Genomic DNA, 22,688 nt, shown 5'->3' on the forward strand with positions numbered 1-22,688 from the left:
CGCGATGCTGCAATGCAGCAAACTATAAATTCTCCGGCTACGACTGAGATTAATTCAGGCAACTCCTGCGCGGCCGCTCCGCTTGCCTTGCGGCTGGGGCCGCGGGCAGGCCGCACCTCAACTCCGCCGCAGATGCCGGCCGGCCTCCCGCCGGCTCAGTGGCGACAACCGCCCGCCCTCGCCCTGCAGGAAAGCCAGCACCGCCGCGGGATCGTGGCGCGCATAGTCGCGCAGCGCCCAACCTATGGCCTTGCGGATGAAGAAGTCGGGCTCGCCGGAAAGCGCCAGCGCATAGCGGAACAGGCGATCGCTATCGGTCTCCGCCCGCCAGCCTAGCTGATGGATCATCGCCACCCGGCGGCGCCACGGGTCCTCATGCTGCAGCGCGCAATCCATGCACCGCTGGACGTCCTCCGCGCCATCCCGACGCCGTGCCCGCCGGAGCAGATCGCCAATCACGCCGGCGAGACTGTCCACCGTGTCCCACCAGGCGCCACGGCTGGCGAGGGCGAGCAGCGCCTCCACATGCGCCGGCCCCAGCGTTTTCCATTGGCGGCCGAGCAGGTCCACCGCCACATACTGGTATTCCCGCTCCGGCAGCGCCCACAGCGCCTCGGCCATGCCCAACAACACCTCCGCGTCCAGTGGCTGGCGGCAGAAGGCGGCGGTGGCGGTGCGGCGCAGCGGCGTGGGGACGCCGAGGAAGGGGAAGCGTCCGCGCATGTAGGCCCGCATGGCCGCGGCCCGCATGGAATCGGCCTCGCCCTTCAGCGCCTGTTGCACGGCCTCCAGTTGTGCCTGGTAAGGATGCATTCAGCCTCCCGTCCGCCTGCGGCGGTAAGGTAATCACACCGTGGATTTGCCCAGCACGGGCATGCGCCGCCCCGCCGCCAAAGTCTTAGTCCATCCGATGGTCTCCGATGTGCATGCCGGATGGAAGCCGCCGGCGCGTGAACCCGCCCCGCCGGCGCCTCACACCATCGGGCAGTGGAAACCCCGCCCCACCCCGTTTAACGCTTTCCGCCGAAAGCGCCGCCACCTCCCCGTCTGGCCGCCCACCCAGCCCCGGGGCGGCATTGTCGTATTTCCCTCCTTGAAGCAGGGCTACCCGCTTCCTAGGCTCCGAGCACCGTCACGGCCGCCCCGGTCGCGGCGGCCTTTCAACCGCCCAAGGAGAATGCCATGTCCGACTCCAAATCCCTGCTGCTTTCCCGCGACCTCCAGGTTTCGGTGGACCGCGCCGCCCTGCGCGACGCCATCTCGCGGCTGCGAAACCCCGGCGCCAACCAGGAATGGTGCGTGGCCTGTGGCGCCGGCAAGGGCATAGAACTGACCGACAAGCTGGACTGGGTGCAGAAGCAGGCGGCGCCCATCCTCGAAGCCCGCGCGCTGAAGGAGTTCGTCGAAGGCCTCAAGGACCTCGGCACCCAGGCCTGGTGCGTAGCCTGTGGCGCCGGCAAGGATGCCAGCCCGCTGGACAGCGTGATCAACCCGGCCGACATCAGCGATGAACTGATAGACGCCGTTGCCGCCCGCCTGCTCGGCGCCGTCAAGGTGGGCTGAAGCCATGGACGTCGCCCCCGCCCCACTACGCCAGATGCCAGGCGAGGCGCCGTCGACGGCGCCGCGGCTGGATACCCTGCACTTCAACGCCACCAAGAGCTGCAACCTCGGCTGTACCTTCTGCTACGACAAGGCGGTACGCGGCCGCACCGAGAACCTGCCGCTGGAAACCGTGCGCGAAGTGGCTGAGGATGCCGCCGCGCTGGGCGCCCGCCGCGTCATCCTCTCCGGCGGCGAGCCGCTGGCGCGCAACGACTGGCGGGAGGTGGCGAGCACCTTCGCCGCCCACGGCATGGAAGTCTCCCTCGCCAGCAACGGCACCCTGTTCAGCGCCGGCGCGGTGGCTTTTCTCGCCACTCTGCCCAAGCTCAGCCTTTCCATCTCGATGGATGGCGGCCCGGCGGTGCACGACGCCCTGCGCGGCCAGCGCGGCGCCCATGCCCGTACCCGGGCCGGGCTGCGGCGGCTGCATGCGGCGGGGCTGAAGTTCGACATCAACGCCACCATCTTCAGCGCCAACCTGAAGGAGGTGACGGCGCTGACTCGCATCGCCCGCGATTTCGGCTGCACCATGCGCCTCTCCCTGCTGCACCCCAACGGCCGCGGCGAGCACCTGGAGGAGCGCGCACTGGTCACGGAAGAAATCATGCAGTTGCGGGAGTACTGCCATGTGCTGCGCAAGCGCGCCGGCCTCAACATCTTCGTGAACCTGCCGCCGCTGCTGCAGTACCTGGACGAGATCATCCCCGGCCGCGGCGTGGCCTGCGGCTGGGCGGAGAACTTCTGCGGCGTGCTGGCGAACGGCGATGTCTCCATCTGCGGCGTCGCCAGCGACGAGCCGGCGCTGGTGGCCGGCAACGTGCGCCAGCGGCGCTTCCGCGACATCTGGCGGGAGTCGCCGCTGTTCCGCTACACCCGCTCGCTGCGCACCGCCGATCTGCACGGCATCTGTGGCCGCTGCCCCTTCAACGGCGTGTGCGGCGGCGCCTGCCGGCTCTCGGCCTTCCGCGAACAGGAGGACTTTCTCGCGCCCTACGCCCTGTGCCAGCACTTCTACGACGCCGGCTACATCCCGGAGCACCTGCTGGAGGACGCGCCTGCCGGGCCGCCCAGGGTGGCGCGGCCGCCGGCACCGCAGCGCCTGGGCGGCAGCCTGGCCGGCATCCCGGTGCGGCAAGCCTGAAGAAGAAAGCGGTCAGCCCGCCGGAACCATCCGCCGCCCTCGGCTGCCGATCTGCGCGCAGCGGGGGCGGCACCTCATTGTTGGCTGCCGCTGGATAGTCAAATCAGAAGACGGGATTTATCCAGCCCGCTGCCAACAGAATAATCCGCTTCATGGACCCGCCCGGCGGGTCTTTCCCTAGCGAACGGAAGCGGAGAAAGGCATGAACACAGCAAAGCACCCCACCCAGGTCGCCATCGTCACCGGCGCCTCCCGCGGCATAGGCGCCGCCATCGCTCGCCAGCTGGCCGAAAACGGTTATGCGGTGGTGGTCAATTACGCCGGCAGGGCGGCCGAGGCGGACGCGGTGGTGCAGTCCATCGCTGCAGCAGGCGGCCAGGCCATTGCGGTGCAGGCCGACGTGTCCGACCCTGCGGCGGCAAAGCGCTTGTTCGACACCGCTGAACAACACTATGGCCGCATCGACGTGCTGGTGAACAACGCCGGCATCATGCCCGCCAACCTGCCCCACCTCGGCGACACCGACGACGCCACCTTCGACCGCCTATTCGCGGTGAACGTGAAGGGCAGCTTCAACACCCTGCGGGAGGCGGCGACCCGGCTGCAACAGGGCGGCCGCATCATCAACTTCTCCACCAGCGTGATCGGCCTCGCGCTGCCGGGCTATGCGCTGTACGCGGCGACCAAGAGCGCCATCGAGACCATCACCAACATCATGGCCAAGGAACTGCGCGGCAGGGAGATCCGCATCAACGCCATCGCCCCCGGGCCGACCGCCACTGCGCTTTTCCTCGACGGCAAGACGCCGGAGATGGTGGAACGCCTGGCGAAGATGGCGCCGCTGGAGCGCCTGGGCACGCCGGAAGACATCGCCGCCGCGGTCGCCTTCCTCGCCAGCCCGGCCGCCGGCTGGATCAACGGCCAGACGCTGCGGGCCAACGGCGGCATCGTCTGAGCCGGACGGGCGCCGGCGCCACGCCGGAGCGGGTCCAGCGTCGGCGGAATTTACAACCGTCCGCGGCCAGCGCCTGGCCCTTGCCCGGCAAACCAAGGGGAATGCGCCTCTACTTCTTTGGCATATTCATTGCTTGTTGGGCAAAAAAACCAGCACCAATGGAGAGAGCGGAGGCAATGAGGCAGAAACTTGAGCTTGCATTGCTGGCCACGCTGGCCGGCGCCCTTCCTGCGGCGCCGGCCGCGGCGGCACCGCTGGAGTGGAAGACGGCCCCAGCCGCGCGCGCCCTGCTGCAACTGGAACACCCTCTCCTCACGGTGGCGCCGCTGCCGCCCGGGCAGACGCCCCGGCATGCACTGGTGGCGGCCGCGCCGCCGGGCGGCCCGGCCCAGGATGCCGGCAACGAGCGCCTGCCCGCCTTCGCCGCCACCGCTTTCCTGCAGCTCACACTGCCGCCCGCACTGCCTCCCCCGCTGGCCGCCCCGCGCGGCAATGAAAGCCCCGACATCGGCGACGTCGGCGGCCTGGGCAGCAGGCTGGGGCCGGATACCCGCTTCATGCTGGCCTTCGGCGCCAGCGCGCCCTGGCCCGGCGGCTTGCGGACGCACACCTTGCCGGCGCCCTCCCCCCTCACCCTGCTGCTGTTCGGCCTCGGCGCCTGCGGCGCCCGGGGGTGGCGCGGCAGGCGCTGAGACGGGGCAACAAACGCTTCAGCCTGCCGCCTGCCGGCGCGGCACCACCAAACGGGAAGTGAGCACCTGCAGCACGTCGCCGTGCTGGTTACGGGTTTCGCTGCGCAGGGTGACGATGCCGCGGTCCGGCTTGGAACGCGAAGGCGTCACCTCCAGCACCTCGCTGACCACCGTCAGCACATCGCCCGGCCGGGTAGGCCGCGGCCAGCTGACTTCGCCGCCGGCGCCTATGATGCCGCCGGCAATCGGTGCGCCGCCCTCCACCAGCAGCCGCATGGTCAGCGCCGCGGTATGCCAGCCGCTGGCGGCGAGCCCGCCGAACAGGGTGCCGCGCGCCGCTTCATCGTCCAGGTGGAAGGGCTGGGGATCGAACTCGCCTGCAAAAGCCTTGATCTGACTTTCCTCCAGCGCGTGGGAGGCGCTGGTGAAGCGCATGCCCACCTGGATGTCATCCAGGTAGTAGGGCTTGCTGCGGTCGAAGCGGGTCTGCTGCGCGGTGTGCTGAGCGCTCTCTTGAGTCATGCTGCTCCTCCTGCCTCGTCGGGCGGTCTTGGCCGCGCACTCGCGCGACCCTCGGGGTTGGAGCTCATAGATTACGAGCGTAATGTATGATGTCAAGCAATGCCGCCAGGACTGGCGGCCAGGAGCAAGAACATGAAAGTGAGCAGGGAACGCGCCGCCGAGAACCGCGAGCGGGTTCTGGACGTGGCCTCGCGGCTGTTCCGCGAGAAGGGCATAGACGGCATCGGCGTCGCCAGCCTGATGAAGGAGGCCGGCCTCACCCACGGCGGCTTCTACGGCAGTTTCGCCTCCAAGGCGGCGCTGGCGGCGGAAGCCTGCGAGCGCGCCGGCCAGCAGTCGGTACGGCGCTGGCGGCGCATCATCGACGGTGCCCGCAGCCGGGGAGAAGACCCTTACGCCGCGCTGATCAGCGCCTATCTCTCCCCTGCACACCGCGACAACCCTGGCCAGGGCTGCATGTTCACCACGCTGGCAGTGGAAGCGCCGCGTCAGGAGCCCGAGCTGCGCCAGGCGCTGGGTGCCAATCTGCAAAGCCTGCTGGCGCTGCTGCGGGAGGTGGCCCCCGGCGAAGACGCGGCCAGCCGCGAGGCCCGGGCGCAGACCACGCTATCGACGATGGTGGGCGCCCTGATGCTGGCGCGGGCCCTGCCGGACGAGGCGGAATCCGGACGGCTGCTGGCCGCCGCGCGCGCCACCCTGCTCGCCGGGTGCGGCGAGGCCCGCTGACCCGGCCCGGGCAGGCACCTCACTCCTCCATCAACATCTGCTTCAGGTAATCCGGCAGGTTGGACAGCACCAGCGTGCCGGCCTCGCGGTCGTACTGCACGGCGCCGGAGCGCAGGCTGGCGCGGTCGAACTCCAGCTTCCACTCCTCGGCGCTGGCCTTGAAGCGCACCAGCGGGCGGATGGCGCGGCGGTCGGGCACGAAGCCGCTCGCCAGCTTCACGTCCTCCGCGGTCAGCGCCCTGCTCAGTTGCTCCGGCTGATCCGGCCACACTTCCTTCGCCACCTCGTCTATCGCCAGCGGCGCGCCGCTCTCGCCCAGTTCGTCCAGATAGACGTGGGCACGCTGCATCAGCGCGTCCCGCGCCTGCGGCTCCAGGTGCTGGGTGTCGGCGAAGTGGGTCAGCGTCTGCACCAGCTTCTTGGTTTCCTTCAGCGCGATCACCACGTCGCTGCAGCCGATGAAGCGCTTGAACCAGCCGGCGACGTCGCCGCGGCCCTTGAGGAAGCTGATGTAGCGCTCGTCGCCGCGCTGCCAGCCGCTGAGGTCGATGCGCCCGGCGGCGCGCAGCTCGTTCAGGTCCAGGTAGCTGCAGTCGAAGATGTCCAGGCTGCCATTGACCGCGCTGCCCACCTTCTCGCCCACCAGCGCCACCCACAGGCAGTCGGTGTCGCCCTCCTTGATGCGGCTGATCACCACATGGCCGCCGCTGTCCAGCTCATCGTCGGCGCAGGCTTGCAGCAGCTCCATCATCTGCTTCGACAGGCTGATGAAGTCCGTCTTGCGCTCGACCACGTAGTCGCGCACCAGCTCCACCATCGGGAAGGTGGCGATGTCGGCCTCGAAGTGGCCGTACCCCTTGCCCGCCCTGTTCGCGTACTGGCTGCACAGCTGCTCCACCAGCCGCACCGCGGCGTTGTCCAGCGCGCAGGCGGTGCTGCGCAGCTCGATGCCCGCCGGCCCTTCCGGCCCCTTCACCAGCTTGTGGACGACCAGATCGGTAATGGTGTGCTGAACCTCGGACATGCGTGCAACCCGGAAAAGACAAAGGGCGGCGATTGTCTCACGCCGCCCCCTTCAAGCCGACACGGCGAGACTGTATATTCATACACATACCCAAGAGAAAAGGACGCCTCCAATGGCCCCCGCCCACCCGATAGACCTGGAGCTGGTGGAACTGCCGCCCACCGCCCTGCAAGCCTGGCTGCACATCCTGCGCCGCCATTGCCCGCGCCTGCTGGTGCCGGCAGATCCCGCCCGCGCCCCGCGCATCCTCAGCGCCGCCGGCACCACCGGCCGGCTGCTGGACGGCGGAGAACTGGAACTGCTCTCCACCACCGCCGAGGGCGACCAGCTCTTCCTCGTGGTCGGCGCCGGCCAGTGGCATTGGCGCTAGGACGCAGCGCCGCGTGATCTAGTTCTTTAATAATACGAAAGGCCTAGCCCGGAAAATATCCGGCATGGCATCATCCGACGCAGATATCCCGTGCTTTTCATATACGCACTCGCGCCCCACGCTGCCTGCCCAACGATAACGTCGGCAAGACGACCATGGACCTTTCGACCTATACCCTGCCCCAGCTCAAGCAACTGCAAGTCCGCATCGACAAGGCCATCGCCCGCCAGCAGGCCGACCTCAAGGGCACGATGCGCAAACGCCTGGACAAGCTCGCCCGCGAGCACGGGCTGTCGCTGGAGGAACTGGTGGCCGGCACCGGGGATATTGTCGATGCCAGGCCGCCGGTACAACGGGCGCCGGTCGCCGCCAAGTACCGCCATCCGAGCAACCGCGACCTCGCCTGGAGCGGCCGCGGCCGCACACCTCACTGGGTCACGGCCTACCTCGCCAACGGCGGCACCATGGACGCCCTTGCCATTGCCGCCGAGAAGCTAGCACCCAGGCTGCCGCGCATGCGCTGAACACGGAAAAGGAACCCGCCGACATCGAAGTCGGCGGGTTCTCAAAGCCGGCGGGCGCAGAGAAGTGAGGAGAGTTGCCCGCCGGAGGGAAAGGGCTCAGGCGCTGCGGACGCGCTCCCTGAGCAAGGGCTGGGTGGCGGCCGGCGGCGCCATCGGCGCGGGCGGCACGCAGGCGCCGCCGGGAAAGCCGGTGGATGCCGGCGGCAGGCCGGCGAGGCCGCGCAGTTCGTCCGGGGAGCGGGCGCCGCAGAGGATCATGGCGCGCTCCAGATCCTGGGCGAGGAAATCGAACACCGCATCCACCCCCGCTTCGCCTGCGGCGGCCAGGCCATAGAGGAAGGGGCGGCCGAGGAAGACGGCGGTGGCGCCCAGGGCCAGGGCCTTGGCGATGTCGGCGCCGCTGCGGAAGCCGCCATCCACGAACACCGGCACCCGCGCCGCCACCGCCTCCAGCACCGCCGGCAGCTGGCTGATGGCGGCCGGGGCGGCGGCGAGCTGACGGCCACCGTGGTTGGAAACGATGACGCCATCCGCCCCTGCCGCGACCGCCTGGCGGGCATCTTCCGGATGCAGCAGGCCCTTCACCACCAGCGGCCCCGCCCAATGCCGGCGCAGCCAGGCGAAGTCCTGCCAGGCCAAGCTGCGGTCCATGGCGCGGGCGAGCAGCGCCGCCTGCGCCTGGGTGGAGAGCCGGGCGCCCTGCTCAGCCGCCAGGTTGGCGAAATCCGGCATGGGCGCAAACAGCTGGCGCAGGCTCCAGGCCGGATGACGGCAGAGGTCGGCAGCCAGCCGCAGCGAGGGCTTGAAGGGCACGCGGAAACCATTGCGCAGATCGCGCGGGCGGCGGCCGCTCACCGCCACATCCACCGTCAGCACCAGCACCTTGTAGCCGGCGGCGCGGGCGCGCGCCAGCATGTGTTCGGCGATGCCGCGGTCGGACATCACATAGAGCTGCAGCCACAGGCTGGCATCGGCCTGCTGCCGCACCGCTTCCAGCCGCATGTTGGAGGCGGTGGACAGGCAGAAGGGCACGCCGGCACGGCCGGCGGCGCGGGCCAGCATGGCGTCGCCGCCCGGGCGGTAGAGGGCGTTGAAGCCGGTGGGCGCAACCGCATAGGGCCGGGCCCAGCGCTCGCCGAAGACTTCGACGGCGCTTTCCACCCGGCCGGTGTCGCGCAGCGCGCGCGGCAGCAGCAAGGTGTGCTCCAGCGCGTGGAGGTTGCGGCGCAGGCCGCTTTCGTCCTCGGCGCCACCTTCCAGGTAGTCGAACACGAAGCGCGGCAGGTGGCTGCGGGCGCGGTCGCGCAGGTCGTCCAGGCAGGCGAGCATGGGTTTCTCCTCAGGCTGGCAGCAAGGCGCGCAGCGCCTCCGGCAGCGCCACCGCCTTGATGCGCTCCGGGTCTTCGGGGTGGCGGGTGGCGAACACCCTCACCTCGGTGCATTCCAGCAGCAGTTCGTCACCGCGGTGCACGCTGTGCGTCATGACGAAGCTCTTCTGCCGCCATTCGCTGATGCGGCTGCGTACTTCGATGCGCTGGCCGTAGCGCGCCGGGCGCAGGAAACGCGCCTGGGTGTCCACCAGCGGCGTGCCGATGATGCCGTTGTGCGGCGTCAGCTCGCGCCACTCCGGCAGGCCGTAGGCGCGGAAGTAGTGTCGGGAAGCGGCATCCATCCAGCGGAAGTAGTTGGGGAAATAGACGATGCCGGCGGGATCGCAGTCGCCGAACTCGACCTCGGTGGCGTAGTGCTGGGTATCGTTCATCGTTCGCGGCGGAAAAGGATTGAAAGAGGGCGCCGCGGGAGCCGGCGGAGCGCGGCTCGCCGACGGGGCGACGCAGCCGCCCTGGGGCCCGGCCGCCCTGCGGCGGCCGGGCCGGCGACGGCTCAGCGTGCCTTCAGCAGGGTGCGGGCTTCGTCCAGCAGGCCCTGGCCATTGGCGCCCTTGGCGCTGGCTTCCTTCACCCATTCCTCGGCCACGCCGGCGGAGGCCTTCACCCAGCGCTCGTACTCGGCGGCGCTGAGGGTGACGAAGGTGTTGCCGCGATCGCGGGCGATCTTGCGCGCGCCGTCGGCCGGCATGTCGAACACCTTGCCGGCGAAGCGCGAGGCTTCCAGGCCGCTGTTGGCGTCGATGACCTTCTTCAGGTCGGCCGGCAGGCTGTCGTACTTCGCCTGGTTCATGGCCATGACGAAGATGGTGTTGGACATCTTGGCCTCGCCCGCCGGCGTCTCCACGTGCACCTTGGTGATTTCCTGCAGCTTCAGCGGCGTCGCCACTTCCCACGGGATCATGGCGCCGTCCACCACGCCCTTGGCGATGGATTCCGGCACCGCCGGCGCCGGCATCTGCACCGGGATGGCACCCAGCGAGGTGATCATCTTGGAGGCGATGCGGGTGGGCGCGCGCAGCTTCAGGCCCTTCATGTCGTCCAGGGTCTTCACCTGCTTGCTGCCGAGATGGATCACCGCGCCATCGTGCACATGGGCGAAGATCAGCTTGGTGCCCTTGAACTCGTCCAGCGCGTTCTTCTGGATGTACTCCCACAGCGCCGGGCTGCTGGCCTCGCCGCCCAGGGTCATGAAGGGCAGCTCGAACACTTCGGACTTGATGAAGCGGCCGGCCTGGTAGGTGGGCACCGTCCAGATGATGTCGGCCACGCCGTCGCGCGCCTGGTCGAATAGCTGTGCCGGCGTGCCGCCCAGCTGCATCGAGGGATAGATCTGGCATTTGAGGCGGTCGCCGGACTCCTTGGCGATCTTCTCGCACCAGGGCGTGATCAGGTTCTGGTGGGCGTTGGACGCCGGGCTCAGGAAGTGATGCACCTTCAGCACCACCTGCTGCGCCTGGGCGCCGCCGGCGGCCAGCACCAGCGCCGCCGCGGCGGCCAGGGTCGCCAGGCGCGGCCGGCGGATGGCGGTCTTGCTATCGATCTTTTCCATGTCTCACTCCTCCTTTGTTATGTGCTGCGGGTGTCACTTGAATGCATGAACCAGGTACAGCGAAATGCCGGGCATCAGCAGCAGCAGCACGATGCGCAGCAGATCCGAGGCCAGGAAGGGCATCACGCCCTTGAAGGTCTCCTTCAGCGGCACGTCCTTGGCGAGGCGGTTGATGATGTACACATTCATGCCCACCGGCGGATGCACCAAGCCGATCTCCACCACCATCAGCGCCAGGATGCCGAACCAGATCGACTTGTCGGTGTGCGACATGCCGTAGAAGTCCAGCCCCATCACCATCGGGTAGAAGATGGGGATGGTGAGCAGGATCATCGCCAGCGAGTCCATGACGCAGCCGAGGAAGATATAGGTCACCAGGATCATGACCATCACCAGCATGGGCGACAGGCCGCTCTCCTTCACCGTGTTGGCGAGATCGGCCGGCAGCTGCGACAGCGCCAGCGCGGTGTTGAGCATGTCCGCGCCCAGCAGCACCAGGAAGATCATGGCGGTGGCGTGGGCGGTGCCCATCATGCTTTCCATGATGCCGCGCAGGCGCATGCCGCCGCTGATCACCGCCAGCAGGCCGCAGGCGGCGGCGCCGATGGCGGCGGCCTCGGTCGGGTTGGCCCAGCCGCCGTAGATGCCGACGATGACCACCACGAACACCAGCAGCACCGGCAGCACCCGCAGCAGGCAGCGCAGCCGCTCCGCCCAGTCCTCCCGCGGGCCGGCCGGGCCGGCGGCCGGGTTGATGCGGACGATGATGGCGATCACCGCCATGTAGCCCACCATCGCGATCACGCCCGGCAGCACCGCCGCCATGAAGAGATCGCCGATGGACTCCTGGGTGAGGATGGCGTAGATCACCAGCGGCACCGAAGGCGGAATCATGATGCCCAGCGTGCCGCCGGCCGCCAGCGCGCCGGTGGACAGCGCACCGGAGTAGCCGAAGCGGCGCAGTTCCGGCAGCGCCACCTGGCCCATGGTGGCGGCGGTGGCCAGGGAGGAACCGCAGATGGCGCCGAAGCCGGCACAGGCGCCGATGGAGGCGATGGCCATGCCGCCGCGCTTGTGACCCATGAAGGCGGCGACGAAGCGGAACAAGGCCTTGGACAGGCCGCCGTGGGTGGCGAACTGCCCCATCAGCAGGAAAAGCGGGATGACGATGATGTCGTAATTCGAAAGCCGCGCGTACGCCAGGTTCTTCAGCGAATTGAGCAGCGGCAGCGTGCTGTCGGTGAGATAGACGTAGCCGCCGGCGCCCACCATGAACATGGCGATGCCGATGGGTACCCGCACCACCAGCAGCGCCATCAGGATGGCGAACATCAGCAGGCCTACGGTGAATCCGCTCATTGCCGGCCCTCCCGCATCGCCGCGAGGTGGTGGCAGGCCATGTAAAGGCCGGCGGCCGTCAGCAGGATGAAGCCGGGCACCATCAGCGCCTGCGCCACCCAGACCGGCCAGCCAAGAATGGGCGAGGTTTCGCCCACCTCGCGGATGGACATCGCCCCCACCCAGGTGCGCCAGGTGAGCAGCGCGCCGAACCCCGCGATCAGCAACGAGCCGACGGCGTCCAGCGCCAGCACCTTGCGCCGCGCCATGTGGGCGGTGAAGAAATCCACCTTCACATCGCCGTGGATCAGGTGGCAGTAGGCGAAGAAAGAGGCGGCGGCGAAGGCGGCGCACATCTGCAGCACCTCCATGTCGCCCGGCACCGCCCAGCTGAACAGCTTGCGGCCGACGATGGAGACCAGCGACATCACTACCAGCCCGGTGAAGATCAGGCCGCCTATCACCGCCATCGCCTTCGCCGCTCCCAACAGCATCCGCCCCAGCGGGCCGAACGCCTCCGAGCCGGCCTCTGGGCCGGCCTCCAATGCTTGCAGTTCCTGCACGTGTCTCCTCCTGGCTCCGCCTTGTGGTTATGACCGCTTGGCGCCCCCGGAGCCTTATCGGGGCATGTTCCGTGTTCGTGGCGGCCTGCCGGCTTCGGTTGAGCCGCATGCAGCCGCCGGCCGCCGCATCAATCCAGCCCGCGGCCCGCCTTGAGGTTGCCGTCCACCACGCGCAGCAGCGCCAGCAGCGCGCGGGTGTTGGGCACAGCCACGCCGAGGCGGTCTGCCGCCGCCACCACCGCGCCGTTGATGGATTCGATTTCGGTCTGCCGGCCGGCCAGCACGTCCTGCAGCATCGAAGGCTTGTGGCCGCCGTGCGCTTCCAGCGCATGCTCGACCAGCGCGCGCACCTTGGGGCCGTCGGCGGCAATGCCGGCGGCCCGGGCCACCGCCACCACCTCGTCCACCACCGCCAGCGCCAGCGCGCGCGCCACCGGCACCGCCGCCACGCCGCCGACCACGCTGCGGGTGGCGGAGCAGATGCTGTTCAGCGCGCCGTTGAAGGCCACCTTCTCCCAGATGGAGACATGCACGCCGGGATCGACGTCGCACACCAGGCCGGCGCCGTTGAGCGCGGCGGCGATGGCGTTCAGCTCGGGTGAGGCGGCGCCGTCGGCGCTCATCATGTGGATCACGCCCGGCCCGTGGGACTCGACATGGCCGGGGCCGGCGAGGTCGCCGGGGTAGGTGGTCATGCCGACGATGATGCGTTGCGGCGCGACGAATTCGCCGATGGCCTCCGCGTTGCCCAGGCCGTTCTGCAGGCTGAGCACCCAGGTGTCGGCGCCGAGCCGGCTGCGCACGCTTTCCAGCGCGGCGCGGGTGTGCAGCGTCTTGGTGAAGAGGATGAGCAGTTCGGGGCGGCCGTCGTATTCCTCCGGCCGCAGCGCGGGCAGCGTCACCCGGCACTCACCTTCGTCGGTCACCAGCTTCAGGCCGTGTTCATTGATGGCCGCCAGGTGGGCGGCGTTGACGTCCAGCAGTGTCACCGCGTGGCCAGCCAGCGCCAGCCTGGCGCCAAACAGCGATCCCATTGCGCCCGCGCCGAGTACGGCGATCTCCAGGCTCTTTCCAGTCATGCGTGCTCTCCCTGTGGGGGCGGAATCTGCCGTTCCTGTCCCCTCTTCATCTCATCGCCCCGCCGCGCTGCCGGCCTTGCGCGTCAGCCACACCACCGGCTGCGCCTTCACCGGCCGCGGCGGAGCCCCGTTGCCGATCAGCACGCGGTCCAGGGCCTGACCGCCTTCGTCCGCCAGGGCCGCTTCCCGTGCCTTGCGCACCGCCTCGGCCTTGGCCTCGGGCGGCATCGCCACGGCGGCGAGGTGGTCCAGGATGTGGGCCAGGTTCTCGCGACCGCGATCGTTGGTCGAACCATAGCCCTTCACCAAACGACCGCATAGCGCGATCTCCAGCGCGCAGCGCCAGTCCTGCGCGGCGGCGTTGCGGATCTGCGTCAGCCAGTGTTCGATCATGGCCTGCTCGCGGCCGAAGCGGACGCCGCGGCGGCGCAGGCCGCGCAGCCCGGCGAGGAAGCGCAGCGCCAGGAAGCCGCTGACGCTGGTGGTGGACAGGTGCAGCGAGAAGCCGAAAGGCGGCTTGCCGGCGGCACGGCGGCGCGCCTCCCAGCGCACCAGCCGGCGCTCCAGGCCGGGCGGCAGCAGGCCGGCGATCTCCGGGATGCCGGGCTTGAACAGGTCGACGATGCGCAGCAGGTCGCCCTCGCCCGCCTTCACCTCGCTGCGCACGCGGGAGAAGCGGCTGGCGCTGCACTTGAGGCGGGCGACGCGCACGATGTCGTCGAAGGCCATCCACAGGGCGAGGAAGCGGGCGGTTTCCCGCGTCAACGCATAGCCGTTGAGGGCGGCGGGGTCGCTGCGGCGCTCGGCCTCCAGCACCTGGCGCACGCGCTCCAGGTAGAGGCGGCCGTAGGCGGCGTCCTGGTAGTCCTGCACGCGGGCGAGGCCGGGCACCAGCATGTCCTGCACCTCGGCGGGGAAGCCGTCGATGGCGCCCGTAGGTGCGGCGGCCGCGGCCGGCGGCGCCACCGCTTCCGGCTCGCCGCCGGCGCGCACCACGTCCCAGGCGCGGGCGAAGCCGCGCAGGCTGGCTTCCACGCCACGGCCGGATTCGCGTACCACCCGCTCCCATTCCTCGCGGGCGAAGGGCAGCAGGCCGCTGGCGGCGATGGCGCCGAACATCACCGCGCTGGGCGCGGTGCCGGCGGCGCGGGTGGCGGCGGCGATGTCGAAGGCGATGCAGCGCTGGCTGTGGCGATGCAGCGTCTCCACCAGCGCGGCTTCGTCCATGCGGCCGTCGCCCATCTGCATGCGCTCGGCGGTGGTCAGGGTGCGGGAGGTGGAGGCGATGACCAGGCTGCGGTCCGGGCTCACCAGGCCGTTGGCAACATAGCGCACCGCTTCCAGCAGTTCCGAGGCGATGAACAGATCCACCCCGCCGGGCGCCGGCGCCAGGCTGAGTATCGGCCGGCGGCCGCCGAGCACGGCCAGCGGTTCCGGGTGGATCTCGACGTAATAAGTGGTGGCGCCGGTGCGCTGGGCGACGCCGGGAATGGAGGTGCTCTGGGCGTAGTAGCCGCAGCGCAGCGCCACTTCCACCAGCCACTCGGCGAGCACGCCACCGCCTTCGCCGCCGAGGGCGGCGATCAATACCGTGTAAGGCCGCCCGGCGGGCCGGGCGGGAAAGGTGCTGCTGCTCTGCTGTTGGAGTTGGGCGGTGTGCGGGCTCATTGCGGCCTCTGGTTTTCGGTTGCGGTGCTACGGGTGTCCGGTGACGCGGGCGCGGCGCGGTGGCGACGCCCGGTGCTCATGGCGCGTGAGAGTTCGAGGGAGCGGCGCATCGTCCTCTCACGCTGGCTGCAGCAGGCCGATCACCGCGCTGCGCAGGCGGGCCAGCAGGCGTTCGCCCAAGCGCGGGTTCTGCACCACTTCGCCACGATAGAAGGAGGGGCACAGGGTGGCGGCGTGGGCGTTCTCGCCACACAGGCCGCAGCCGACGCAGCCGTCTATCACCGTCGCCACCGGGTCCACCCGCAGCGGGTCGGGGCTGTCCTTCAGCGTCAGCGTGGGGCAGCCGGAGAGGCGGATACAGGAGTGGTCGCCGGAGCAGACATCTTCGTCCACGCCGTACTTCACCCGCTCCACCCGCTCGCCGCGCTTGAGCTTGCCAGCGATCCAGGGCTTCACCCGGCGCTGGCGCTCCAGCTGGCATTCGCCCTCGGCGATGATGACCTTGAGGCCGGCGAAGTCGGTGGTGAAGGCCTCCTCCAGCGTCTTCTTCATTTCCTCGACGCGGTAGCTGTGCACCACCTTCAGCCACTGCACGCCGATGCCGCGCAGCGTGGTCTCTATGGTGACGTTGCGGTCCACCAGGCTCTGGTGCTTGTTCGGCGCCTTGGCCTTCACCTCGTCGTCCGGCGTGGAGATGATCTCCTGGGTGCCGGTGGCCGAGGTGTAGCCGTTCTTCAGGATCAGCAGCACCGCGTCGTCGCCGTTGAACAGCGCCGACTCCACGCCGGTGAGCAGGCCGTTGTGCCAGAAGCCGCCATCGCCCATCACCGACAGGGTGCGCCGCTTCATCATCGGCGACACGCCGGCGCGGCTGGCCAGGCTCATGCCGTAGCCGAGAATGGTGTGGCCCATGGAGAAGGGCTCGAAGGTGGCGAAGGCGTGGCAGCCGATGTCGGCGGCCACGTGCACCTTGCCCACCTCCTGCTGCGCCAGCTTCACCGCCGAGAACACCGGCCGCTCCGGGCAGCCGATGCAGAAGCCGGGCGGCCGCGCCGGCAGCGGCTCCGCCAGCTCGGCCGCCACCTTCTCGCGGCGGGCGACAATGTCGTCCAGCCACTGCTTGCCGCCGGCCAGCGGCAGCTCGGGCGCATGGCGGCCGACGAAGGCGGCGAGGCCGCCGGCGATGGCTTCCACCGAGTATTCGCCGGCCATCGGCAGCACGTCCTTGCCGTGCAGCGCGGTGTCTATGCCGAGGCGGCGCAGGATCACCGCCACCTCCTGCTCGATGAACTCCGGCTGGCCTTCCTCCACCACCAGCACCGCACGCTTGTCGCGGCAGAAATCGGCGATCTGCTCCGGCGCCAGCGGATAGGTGACGTTGAGGTTGAGGATGGGCAGCTCGCTGTCGCCGAAGGCATCGGCGAGGCCGAACTGCTGCAGCGCGCGGATCAGCGCGTTGTAGATGCCGCCCTGGACGATGAGGCCGAGATCCTCACGCTTGCCGGGGAAAAGCTCGTTGAGGCCGTGTTCGACGATGTAGCGCCGCGCCGCCGGCAGGCGCTCGGCGCTCTTCAGCTTTTCGTGGCGGAAGGTGGCCGGCGGATGGGCGAGGCGGCCGTAGTCGAAGGCCGCCGGGTCTTCCATCAAGTGGCGGCTGGACACCGCCGGGGCGATGTTGTCCTTGCACTCGAAGCTGCCACGCACGTGACAGGCGCGGATGCGCAGCTGCAGGAAGGCCGGCGTGTTGGCCGCCTCCGACAGGGCGAAGCCCTCTTCCACCATGCGCACCATCACCTGCAGATCCGGCCGCGGATCGATCAGCAGCATGGAAGACTTCAGCGCGAAGGCGTAGGTGCGCTCCTGGATCACGCTGGCGCCGTCGCCGTAGTCCTCGCCGACCACGATCAGCGCGCCGCCGGTGATGCCGGGCGAGGACAGGTTGGAGAGCGCGTCCGCCGCCACATTGGTGCCGACCACCGACTTCCAGGTCACCGCGCCGCGCAGCGGGTAGTGGATGGAAGCACCTAGCATGGCTGCGGCGGAGGCCTCGTTGGAACAGGCCTCCACATGCACGCCCAGCTCGGACAGGTAGTCGCCCGCCTGCACCATCACGTCCAGCAGGTGCGACACCGGCGCGCCCTGGTAGCCGCCGACGTAGGCCACGCCGGACTGCAGCAGCGCCTTGGTGATTGCCAGGATGCCCTCGCCGTGGAAGGTGGTGCCGGCGCCCTGCCTGAGTTGCTGCACCTCTTTGTTGAAAGATACTTCCATCGCGCCGCGTCTCCTGATTCGCCGTGTTCGTCCGGCGGTGATGAACTATAGAATCGGCGAGTTAATGCATCCATTAGTTAAATTTAGTTTCCGATATTCATCAAATTCATATCACGCCATGGACTTGAAATTGCTGCAGGTTTTCAACGCGGTGCACAGCGAAGGCAGCGTCAGCCGCGCCGCCGACAGGCTGGGGCTGTCGCAGCCAGCCATCAGCCACGCCCTGCGCCGGCTGCGGCTGGAGCTGAAGGACCCGCTGTTCGTGCGCGTGCCCGGCGGCGTCGCGCCCACGCCCAAGGGCGAGCGCCTGGCCTTTTCGGTGGCGCATGCGCTGGCCGGGCTGGAGAAGGCCATCCACGAGGCCAGCCATTTCGACCCGCCGACCTCGGAGCGCACCTTCCGCCTGTACATGACCGACATCGGCGAGCTCACCTTCCTGCCTTACATCATGGAAGCGCTGCAGGCGCAGGCGCCGCGGCTGCGGGTGGAAGTGGACCAGGTGGCGCTGACGCAGATCATGCCGGCGCTGGAAAGCGGTGCGCTGGACCTCGCCATCGGCTACCTGCCGCGGCTGTCGGAAGTGGCCCAGCACACTATCGTGGTCGAACGCTACGTGGCGGTGGTGGGCAAGCACCATCCGCTGGCGAACGAGACGCGCGAGCCCTCGCTGCTGCATCGGCTGGACTATGCGGTGGTGCGCTCCCACTCGGAAACCCGCCGCCAGCTGGAGCGCCTGCAGCTGGAAGACCGGGTGCGCCTTACCCTGCCCCACTTCCTGGTGCTGCCCGCCCTGCTCGCCCGCACCGACCTCGCCACCCTGGTGCCCTACCGCCTCGCCCGCCATTTCGTCGAGCACGACGAGGCGGTGATCCTGGACGGCCTGTTCGAATCCTCGCCGCTGGAAGTCGGCCTGCACTGGTACTGGCGCATGGAGAACGACCCCGGCCACCGCTGGCTGCGGGAACTCATCATCGGCCTGTTCGACGAGACCGGAGGCGGTGCCGCCCACCCTGCCGGACGCTGAGCGGCGGGTGAGCGCCAACAATGCAAGGACAGCGATGCATTCCCACCGATACAATTGGACTTCCGTCCAATGCGAGCCCAAGCGCGGCAGCCGGCGCGGAACTGCTCCGCAGCCTCCGCCCTGGTACTCAAGCGAGTACCCGGCATAAAGCCAGACCGCGCACTCATCCGCGTACCCAACCCCATCCTCGCTCCAGTGTCCGTCCTCGACCTGCGCACCCTCTTCGTCGCCGCCGTCAGCTTGGCCGCCCTCGCCGCGGGCGCCTTCTGGCTGACGCACAAGCGCTACCCCGGCACGCCAGGGCCGGGCGCGTGGGCGGGCGCGCACCTGCTGTTCGCCATCGCCAGCCTGCTGGCAGCGCTGCGCGGCCACATCTGGGACGGCATCTCCATCGTCCTCGCCAACAGCTGCTGGGTGTTCGCCTACGGCCTGCTCGCCTATGGCCTGCGCCGCTTCCGCGGCCTGCGGGCCAACGCCACCCTGCAGATGACGTTGCCGACCGTGGTCACCGCCGTCGCCCTGCTGCTGCTGTGGCTGCCGCAGGATCTGCTCAACCTGCGCACCGTGCTGATGTCGCTGGTGCTCGGCGGCCAGCAGGCCCTCATCCTGCATGACCTGCGCCGCTCCCGTCCGGCGGTGCGCACCACCACCGAGACGGTGCTCACCGCGGTACTGCTTTGCAGCGTGATCTCCCACCTCGGCCGCATCGTGGCCACGCCGTGGGATGCCGCCGCGCCGCCCTTCTTCGGCCAGGGCGAACTCACCAGCGCGCTGATGCTGTGGTCCATGCTGCTCAATTGCGGCCTCATCCTCTGCCTGCTCACCCTGGTCACCGACCGCCTGCAGGCCGACCTCAGCCGCCTGGCGGCACGCGATCCACTCACCCACCTGCTCAACCGCCGCGCCTTCCGCGCCGAAGCCGAGCGCGAGATTTCCGACGCGGTGCGCAACAAGCTGCCGGTGACGCTGATGATGCTGGACCTGGACCATTTCAAGGCCCTCAACGACCGCCACGGCCACCAGGGCGGCGACGAAGCCCTGCTGCGGCTGGCCCGCATCCTCAAGAGCGAACTGCGCCAGCACGACCTCGCCGCCCGCTACGGCGGCGAAGAGTTCTGCGTGATGCTGCCCGGTACCGGCCTGGCGCCGGCGCGCGACGTGGCGGAACGCCTGCGCCGCGCCTGCGAGGAAGAAAGCCGCCACACCCGCGGCACCACCGTCAGCATCGGCCTCACCCTGCTGCCGCCGGGCCCCGAGAGCCTCAACCGCGCGCTCAAGGCCGCCGACCACGCGCTGTACGAAGCCAAGCGCAACGGCCGCAACCGGGTGGAGGTGCATTCGGAACCGATCGCCGAAAAGCCGGCCTCACACGTATAGGGCCCGCGAATGGAGCCCTGGCGCAAGCGCGGCAGGCCACCCCGCCCGCTGCGGCTTGCAGTTCCACCCAAGCCCCCACATGCGGCCCCGGGGGCCGACGGCGGCATCCGGCCGATGCCATCGAGGCATGACGATTTCCCCATGGCCAGGTGTTACACCTGCCCCAAAAACGCCCCTTATTGCGCTGGCCGAGCGATAATGGCGGGCTGCGGTAAAAACGGATCCGAATCAATGAAGCGTGTAGATGACTTTCGCCTGCGTCTGGGCAGCCACGAGGTGGTTCCCATCATGGTGGGCGGCATGGGGGTCGACATCTCGACCGCCGAACTCTCCCTCGAAGCGGCGCGCCTGGGAGGGATAGGCCACATCTCCGACGCGATGATTCCCACGGTGTCCGACCGCCGCTACAACACCAAGTACGTCAAGAACAAGCTGCAGCAGTACAAGTTCAACGTCGCCAACTCCGACAAGTCGGTGGTGCAGTTCGACCTCGGCCTGCTCGCCGAGGCCACCGCGCTGCACGTGGGCAAGACCATGGAGGCCAAGCGCGGCCCCGGCCTGGTGTTCATCAACTGCATGGAAAAGCTGACGATGAACGCGCCCAAGGACACCCTGCGGGTGCGCCTGAAGGCGGCGCTGGACCACGGCATCGAAGGCATCACCCTGGCCGCCGGCCTGCACCTGGGCTCCTTCGCCCTGATCCAGGACCACCCGCGCTTCAACGACGTCAAGCTCGGCATCATCGTCTCCTCGCTGCGCGCGCTGCAGCTCTTCCTGAAGAAGAACGCCCGCACCGGCCGCCTGCCCGACTACGTGGTGGTCGAAGGCCCGCTGGCCGGCGGCCACCTCGGCTTCGGCATGGACTGGGCGAAGTACGACCTCGCCGCCATCGTGATCGAGATCCGCGACTGGCTGAAGGCCGAGCAGCTGGACATCCCGCTGATCCCGGCCGGCGGCATCTTCACCGGCACCGATGCGGTGAACTTCCTCGAACTCGGCGCCGCCGGCGTGCAGGTGGCCACCCGCTTCACCGTCACCCAGGAATGCGGCCTGCCGGAAAACGTGCAGCAGGAATACTTCAAGGCTGGCGAGAACGACATCGAGGTCAACCAGACCTCGCCCACCGGCTACCCGATGCGGATGCTGAAGAACAGCCCCTCCATCGGCGACGGCATCCGCCCGAACTGCGAAGCCTACGGCTACCTGCTGGACGCCAGCGGCAACTGCCAGTACATCGAGGCCTACAACCGCGAAGTGGCCGCCCACCCGGACGCGCGCCGGGTCAAGGTGTACGACAAGACCTGTCTGTGCACCCACATGCGCAACTTCGAGTGCTGGACCTGCGGCCACTACACCTACCGGCTGAAGGACACCACCCGCCGCAACGAGGACGGCAGCTACCGCATCCTCACCGCGGAGCATGTGTTCCACGACTACCAGTACAGCACCGACGGCAGCATCGCCCTGCCGAAGGAATAAAGCCGCAGGGGCGGCGCCGCAAGGCGCCGCCTTCCTGCCGGCGACGGCTGTTTCCGCCTCGCTGCAGCCGGCCCCGCGCCGCACCCGCGGACTCGGCCCGCCCGCCTTCCCCTCCCCCTGCAGACACTTTCCAAGGGATTCCGCCATGCCCTATCGCCCCATCGTCGCCACCCTGGGCTATGTGCTCTCGCCGGACCGCAAGCAGGTGCTGATGATCCACCGCAACGCCCGGCCGGACGACCACCACCTCGGCAAGTACAACGGCCTGGGCGGCAAGCTGGAAGCGGACGAGGACGTGGTGGCCGGCCTGCGCCGCGAGATCCGCGAGGAAGCCGGCATCGAATGCGAGGCGCTGTCGCTGCGTGGCACCATCAGCTGGCCGGGCTTCGGCAAGAACGGCGAGGACTGGTTCGGCTTCATCTTCATCGTCACCGCCTTCTCCGGCACCCCGCTGGAGCGCAACCCGGAAGGCACGCTGGAGTGGGTGGAGATGGAACGCCTGGGCACGCTGCCGATGTGGGACAGCGACCGCGAATTCCTGCCGCTGGTGTTCGACGCCAATCCCCGCCCCTTCCACGGCGTCATGCCCTACCAGAACGGCCGCATGCTGTCCTGGAGTTACTCCCGCGTCTGACGGCCTTGGCCGACGGGCCACCAGCACGGCGGCCCGCGCCCTTCCGCCCCGGCCGCCGCTGGCACCATCCCTGCTTTTGCAGGCTCGTCCCGAACTCCCGCACGAGCCGACCATGCTGTCCAACGAAGAAGCCCGCGCCCGCCTCGCCACCCACCCGCTGCCGGCCAACCCCTGGGTGCAGGCGAGCGACAACGCCATCCTGATCCATGCCGAATACACCGACACCATAGAGCGCATGCTGCGCTGGGTGCCGCAGACGCGCTGGAGCGCGCGGCGGCGCTGCTGGATCGTGCCGCTGTCCGGGCTGGAGCTGGTGCGCTCCATCCTGCCCGAGCTGTGCCGCCTGGCGGAGGCGATGCAGGACACGCCGGTTGCGCCGGAAGCCGTGGCACCGGAAGGCAGCGGCGACACACTGGATGAGACCGAGGCGCGCCACCTGTTCCGCGACTCCGCCCGCCTGCTCTACGGCAGCGACTGGCAGCGCGACACCGCGCGGGCGCTGGGGCGGGAGGAAGCGGCGCTGGCGCGCTGGCTGCTGGGCGAAGGGGTAATGGAAGCGCCGCCCGCCATCCTGCTGGCGGAAATGCTGGCGCTGATGCAGCGGCGCGCGGCCAACATCGCCAATGCGGCGGATGCGCTGGCGCGGCGGATGGAGCGGGCCGGCCAGGCCGCGGGCGCGACCGGGGACGACAGGGAGAACGTGGCCGCGGGCTGAACCAAGCCCATAGCCGCCGCGACACCGGGCAGCGGGCCCGG

23 protein-coding genes are annotated in these 22,688 nt (G+C 69.3%); 12 read left to right on the forward strand and 11 right to left on the reverse strand.

All coding sequences use genetic code 11. The annotated features are described in order from the left end of the window. Positions 1 to 117 precede the first annotated feature (117 nt). On the reverse strand, positions 118 to 813 hold the full coding sequence (locus C7389_RS02680; protein WP_133588059.1) for a DNA alkylation repair protein: 696 nt from the start codon (positions 811 to 813) through the stop codon (positions 118 to 120). A 369-nt stretch (positions 814 to 1,182) separates the two neighbouring features. Here C7389_RS02680 and C7389_RS02685 point away from each other — a divergent pair, with 369 nt between their 5' ends. The 4 genes from C7389_RS02685 (at position 1,183) to C7389_RS02700 (ending at position 4,393) form a co-directional block, all read left to right on the forward strand. After that, on the forward strand, positions 1,183 to 1,563 hold the full coding sequence (locus tag C7389_RS02685) for a hypothetical protein (RefSeq protein ID WP_133588061.1): 381 nt from the start codon (positions 1,183 to 1,185) through the stop codon (positions 1,561 to 1,563). A gap of 4 nt (positions 1,564 to 1,567) precedes the next feature. Beyond that, positions 1,568 to 2,746, forward strand: coding sequence for a radical SAM/SPASM domain-containing protein (locus C7389_RS02690; RefSeq protein WP_133588063.1), 1,179 nt, complete (start codon positions 1,568 to 1,570; stop codon positions 2,744 to 2,746). Between the two features lie 202 nt (positions 2,747 to 2,948). Beyond that, positions 2,949 to 3,701 carry a glucose 1-dehydrogenase gene (locus tag C7389_RS02695; RefSeq protein WP_133588065.1) on the forward strand — a complete coding sequence of 251 codons (753 nt, stop codon included), beginning with the start codon at positions 2,949 to 2,951 and terminating at the stop codon, positions 3,699 to 3,701. 176 nt (positions 3,702 to 3,877) lie between these two features. Further along, on the forward strand, positions 3,878 to 4,393 hold the full coding sequence (locus tag C7389_RS02700; RefSeq protein WP_133588067.1) for a hypothetical protein: 516 nt from the start codon (positions 3,878 to 3,880) through the stop codon (positions 4,391 to 4,393). 18 nt (positions 4,394 to 4,411) lie between these two features. Here C7389_RS02700 and C7389_RS02705 read toward each other — a convergent pair whose 3' ends face one another. After that, complete coding sequence (locus C7389_RS02705) at positions 4,412 to 4,915, reverse strand: MaoC family dehydratase (protein WP_133588069.1); 504 nt, start codon at positions 4,913 to 4,915, stop codon at positions 4,412 to 4,414. Between the two features lie 132 nt (positions 4,916 to 5,047). Between C7389_RS02705 and C7389_RS02710 the strand changes: the two genes are divergently transcribed. Next, complete coding sequence (locus C7389_RS02710; RefSeq protein WP_133588070.1) at positions 5,048 to 5,641, forward strand: TetR/AcrR family transcriptional regulator; 594 nt, start codon at positions 5,048 to 5,050, stop codon at positions 5,639 to 5,641. 19 nt (positions 5,642 to 5,660) lie between these two features. Here the strand turns inward: C7389_RS02710 and C7389_RS02715 are convergent, their stop codons facing one another. Continuing rightward, complete coding sequence (locus C7389_RS02715) at positions 5,661 to 6,665, reverse strand: nucleoid-associated protein (protein ID WP_133588072.1); 1,005 nt, start codon at positions 6,663 to 6,665, stop codon at positions 5,661 to 5,663. A gap of 112 nt (positions 6,666 to 6,777) precedes the next feature. On the opposite strand from C7389_RS02715, the gene C7389_RS02720 reads away from it, so the two are divergent. Both C7389_RS02720 and C7389_RS02725 read left to right on the forward strand, forming a co-directional pair. Continuing rightward, positions 6,778 to 7,035 (forward strand): hypothetical protein, encoded by a 258-nt coding sequence (locus C7389_RS02720; protein ID WP_133588074.1) that lies wholly within the window; start codon positions 6,778 to 6,780, stop codon positions 7,033 to 7,035. A 155-nt stretch (positions 7,036 to 7,190) separates the two neighbouring features. After that, positions 7,191 to 7,559, forward strand: coding sequence for an H-NS histone family protein (locus C7389_RS02725; protein ID WP_133588076.1), 369 nt, complete (start codon positions 7,191 to 7,193; stop codon positions 7,557 to 7,559). Positions 7,560 to 7,655: 96 nt separating this feature from the next. Here the strand turns inward: C7389_RS02725 and C7389_RS02730 are convergent, their stop codons facing one another. The 8 genes from C7389_RS02730 to C7389_RS02765 form a co-directional block, all read right to left on the reverse strand. Next, positions 7,656 to 8,888, reverse strand: a complete 1,233-nt coding sequence (locus C7389_RS02730; protein WP_133588078.1) for an alpha-hydroxy acid oxidase — start codon at positions 8,886 to 8,888, stop codon at positions 7,656 to 7,658. Between the two features lie 10 nt (positions 8,889 to 8,898). Then, the gene (locus tag C7389_RS02735) at positions 8,899 to 9,321 is read right to left on the reverse strand and encodes an acyl-CoA thioesterase (RefSeq protein ID WP_133588079.1); all 423 of its coding nucleotides are present in this window, start codon (positions 9,319 to 9,321) and stop codon (positions 8,899 to 8,901) included. Positions 9,322 to 9,443: 122 nt separating this feature from the next. Then, positions 9,444 to 10,499 carry a TRAP transporter substrate-binding protein gene (locus C7389_RS02740; protein ID WP_133588081.1) on the reverse strand — a complete coding sequence of 352 codons (1,056 nt, stop codon included), beginning with the start codon at positions 10,497 to 10,499 and terminating at the stop codon, positions 9,444 to 9,446. A gap of 33 nt (positions 10,500 to 10,532) precedes the next feature. Then, positions 10,533 to 11,858 (reverse strand): TRAP transporter large permease, encoded by a 1,326-nt coding sequence (locus C7389_RS02745; RefSeq protein WP_133588083.1) that lies wholly within the window; start codon positions 11,856 to 11,858, stop codon positions 10,533 to 10,535. After that, positions 11,855 to 12,400 carry a TRAP transporter small permease gene (locus C7389_RS02750; RefSeq protein WP_211168530.1) on the reverse strand — a complete coding sequence of 182 codons (546 nt, stop codon included), beginning with the start codon at positions 12,398 to 12,400 and terminating at the stop codon, positions 11,855 to 11,857. Before C7389_RS02750 ends, C7389_RS02745 begins: the two co-directional genes overlap by 4 nt. A gap of 128 nt (positions 12,401 to 12,528) precedes the next feature. Then, complete coding sequence (locus C7389_RS02755; RefSeq protein WP_133588085.1) at positions 12,529 to 13,479, reverse strand: ketopantoate reductase family protein; 951 nt, start codon at positions 13,477 to 13,479, stop codon at positions 12,529 to 12,531. Positions 13,480 to 13,530: 51 nt separating this feature from the next. Beyond that, complete coding sequence (locus C7389_RS02760) at positions 13,531 to 15,147, reverse strand: indolepyruvate oxidoreductase subunit beta family protein (protein ID WP_133588087.1); 1,617 nt, start codon at positions 15,145 to 15,147, stop codon at positions 13,531 to 13,533. 117 nt (positions 15,148 to 15,264) lie between these two features. Beyond that, positions 15,265 to 17,418, reverse strand: coding sequence for a thiamine pyrophosphate-dependent enzyme (locus C7389_RS02765; protein WP_133588089.1), 2,154 nt, complete (start codon positions 17,416 to 17,418; stop codon positions 15,265 to 15,267). Between the two features lie 118 nt (positions 17,419 to 17,536). Between C7389_RS02765 and C7389_RS02770 the strand changes: the two genes are divergently transcribed. The 5 genes from C7389_RS02770 (at position 17,537) to C7389_RS02790 (ending at position 22,647) form a co-directional block, all read left to right on the forward strand. Beyond that, positions 17,537 to 18,442: a LysR family transcriptional regulator gene (locus tag C7389_RS02770; RefSeq protein ID WP_162851642.1), complete on the forward strand. Its 906-nt coding sequence runs from the start codon at positions 17,537 to 17,539 to the stop codon at positions 18,440 to 18,442. 69 nt (positions 18,443 to 18,511) lie between these two features. Further along, complete coding sequence (locus tag C7389_RS02775) at positions 18,512 to 19,819, forward strand: GGDEF domain-containing protein (RefSeq protein ID WP_133588093.1); 1,308 nt, start codon at positions 18,512 to 18,514, stop codon at positions 19,817 to 19,819. Positions 19,820 to 20,050: 231 nt separating this feature from the next. Beyond that, the gene (locus tag C7389_RS02780) at positions 20,051 to 21,298 is read left to right on the forward strand and encodes a nitronate monooxygenase (RefSeq protein ID WP_133588094.1); all 1,248 of its coding nucleotides are present in this window, start codon (positions 20,051 to 20,053) and stop codon (positions 21,296 to 21,298) included. Positions 21,299 to 21,443: 145 nt separating this feature from the next. Then, the gene (locus tag C7389_RS02785; protein ID WP_133588096.1) at positions 21,444 to 21,932 is read left to right on the forward strand and encodes an NUDIX hydrolase; all 489 of its coding nucleotides are present in this window, start codon (positions 21,444 to 21,446) and stop codon (positions 21,930 to 21,932) included. A gap of 112 nt (positions 21,933 to 22,044) precedes the next feature. Continuing rightward, on the forward strand, positions 22,045 to 22,647 hold the full coding sequence (locus tag C7389_RS02790) for a hypothetical protein (RefSeq protein ID WP_211168531.1): 603 nt from the start codon (positions 22,045 to 22,047) through the stop codon (positions 22,645 to 22,647). The last annotated feature ends 41 nt before the right edge of the window (positions 22,648 to 22,688 follow it).

This window comes from Azoarcus indigens, from assembly GCF_004361735.1.
Lineage (GTDB): Bacteria > Pseudomonadota > Gammaproteobacteria > Burkholderiales > Rhodocyclaceae > Azoarcus > Azoarcus indigens.